The sequence below is a fragment of the Psychrobacter sp. TB20-MNA-CIBAN-0197 genome, assembly GCF_040309765.1.
Taxonomy (GTDB): domain Bacteria; phylum Pseudomonadota; class Gammaproteobacteria; order Pseudomonadales; family Moraxellaceae; genus Psychrobacter; species Psychrobacter submarinus.
Genome location: NZ_JBEOPC010000975.1, coordinates 1 through 255, shown reverse-complemented (window position 1 = coordinate 255; position 255 = coordinate 1). Strand labels below are relative to the sequence as shown.

1 protein-coding gene is annotated in these 255 nt (G+C 46.3%); it reads right to left on the bottom strand.

Annotated elements, in window-relative coordinates; genetic code table 11:
• Positions 1–255 (bottom strand): AMP-binding protein (locus AAEY83_RS16785; protein ID WP_351060911.1); only part of this gene is annotated, 255 nt, incomplete at both ends.

Genomic DNA, 255 nt, shown 5'->3' with positions numbered 1-255 from the left:
ACGCAAAGTCGATAAATCAAAGTTTTCAAATTCAGGGTGGTCAAGCTCGGCGATAAACATCGTCGGTACGCCATGCAGACCAGTACATTTCTCTTCTTCGACGGCTTGCAGGACTGACAATGGCTCAAAACCATCGTTCGGATAGACGATACAGCCGCCATGCGTCAGAATCGCTAAGTTGCCGAGCACCATACCAAAGCAATGATATAAAGGTACTGGAATACACAGTCTGTCTTCTTCAGTGAGATTCATAGC